The sequence below is a fragment of the Mesorhizobium sp. M7A.F.Ca.CA.002.09.1.1 genome, assembly GCF_003998555.1.
In the GTDB taxonomy this organism is placed as follows: Bacteria; Pseudomonadota; Alphaproteobacteria; order Rhizobiales; family Rhizobiaceae; genus Mesorhizobium; species Mesorhizobium ciceri.
In genome coordinates this window covers 1-1,824 of the sequence record NZ_RZRR01001011.1, presented here as the reverse complement: position 1 = coordinate 1,824, position 1,824 = coordinate 1, and the positions used below count along the sequence as shown (strand labels likewise).

The 1,824-nt window shown below is 63.0% G+C and carries 2 protein-coding genes; one reads left to right on the top strand and one right to left on the bottom strand.

Annotation, left to right across the window (positions count from 1 at the left end; translation table 11 throughout):
* Nucleotides 1-211: 211 nt before the first annotated feature.
* A complete protein-coding gene (locus tag EN994_RS29595; protein WP_348625597.1) occupies nucleotides 212-1,150 on the top strand; it encodes a GlxA family transcriptional regulator in 939 nt (312 codons plus the stop codon).
* Nucleotides 1,151-1,264: 114 nt separating this feature from the next.
* On the opposite strand, the gene EN994_RS29590 is transcribed toward EN994_RS29595, so the two are convergent.
* A partial coding sequence (locus EN994_RS29590) for an ABC transporter ATP-binding protein (protein ID WP_164746329.1) occupies nucleotides 1,265-1,824 on the bottom strand: 560 nt, incomplete at its 5' end.

Genomic DNA, 1,824 nt, shown 5'->3' with positions numbered 1-1,824 from the left:
CCCCGCTGCACGCCGATTGCCCATTTGCGACCCATGTCGCAAATTTAATCTTTTCGTAGCGGCGTAGCCGATTGACAGACATGGTTTTTCCTGATGTCGCTATGCTATTCGCGACATCCTGTTCGCGCCATGGCTGTGTGAGGTTCCCTTGAACGCCGTAAAGCATCCGATCAAGCGGTCGTTTGTATTCTTCCTTATTCCCGATTTCACCATGATCGCCTTTGCGACCGCGCTCGACCCGCTGCGCTCGGCCAATCGCATGCTCGGCTACGAGGCCTATCGATGGCGCCTCGCCAGCATCGACGGCAAGCCGGTGCGCGCCTCGAACGGAGTCGAGTGCGCGGTCAACACGTCGCTCGAGGATGAACGCAAGAAGATGGCAGGTCCCGATCGGCCGAACATGGCCATCGTCTGCAGCGGCATCAATGTCGAGCGCTACCAAAACAAGTCCGCCTTCGCCTGGCTGCGCGAGGAATACAATCGCGGCGTCGCCGTCGGCGGCCTGTGCACCGGCGCGCATATCCTCGCCGCCGCCGGCCTGTTGTCCAACAAGCGCTGCGCCATCCACTGGGAGAACCTGCCGGGCTTTTCCGAGGCGTTCCCGAAGGCCAATGTCTTTGCCGACCTCTTCGAGATCGACCAGAACATCTACACCTGCGCCGGTGGCACCGCCGCACTCGACATGATGCTGAAGCTGATCGGCGACGACTTTGACGAGAACCTCGTCAACCGCGTCTGCGAGCAGGTGCTGACCGACCGCGTGCGCAGCCCCACCGACCGCCAGCGCCTGCCGCTGCGCGCCCGCCTCGGCGTCCAGAACTCGAAAGTGCTGACCATCATCGAGTTGATGGAAGGCAATCTGTCGGAGCCGCTGTCACTGATCGAGATCGCCGATCATGTCGACCTGTCGCGCCGCCAGATCGAGCGGCTGTTCCGCACCGAGATGGGCCGCTCCCCCGCCCGCTATTATCTCGAAATCCGGCTCGACCGCGCTCGGCACCTGCTGATCCAGTCCTCGATGCCAGTGGTCGAGGTGGCGGTCGCCTGCGGCTTCGTCTCGGCCTCGCATTTCTCCAAATGCTACCGCGAACTCTACGCCCGCTCGCCGCAGCAGGAGCGCGTCGACCGCAAGCAGCTGCTGGCCGCCTGAGCAGAGGTGTCACGTGAGGCGGCTCTGGACGCCCCGAAACGTGATCTTCCTCGCCTCAAGCGTCTGTTGAGCGAGCCAAGTATCTTTCCAGATGATCAGGCTGTGTCGGTCTGACTACGCCTGCGCCGTGCGCATCGCCTCGACCCGAATATCCTCGGTCAGCCGCGCTTTCAGCGCCGAGAATTCCGGGCTGGTCTTCAGCGTGTAATGGCGCGGATGCGGCAGGTCGATGGCGACATCCGACTTGATGCGGCCAGGCCGCGCCGTCATCACGATGACGCGCGAGGCCATGAAGATCGCCTCCTCGATGTCATGGGTGACGAACAGCACCGTCTTTTGGCGCCGTTCCCAGATGCCGAGCAGCAGTTCCTGCATCAGACCGCGCGTCTGGTTGTCGAGCGCGCCGAACGGCTCATCCAGCAACAGGATCTCCGGATCGTTAGCCAGCGCCCGGGCGATCGCCGTGCGCTGCTGCATGCCGCCGGAGAGCTGCTTCGGCCAATGGTTCTCGAACCCTTTCAGGCCGACGAGATTGACGTAGGAAGCGACGACCCCGTCCCGCTCCTTTTCGGGCATTCCGCGTTCGCGCAAGCCGAAAGCGATGTTCTGCGCCACAGTCAGCCAGGGAAACAGCGTGTAGGACTGAAAGACCATGCCGCGATCCGGCCCCGGCC

Excerpts from the sequence above, each read along its gene's own strand:
- EN994_RS29595 (WP_348625597.1), top strand. The coding sequence starts at position 212 with ATGATCGCCTTTGCGACCGCGCTCGACCCGCTGCGCTCGGCCAATCGC.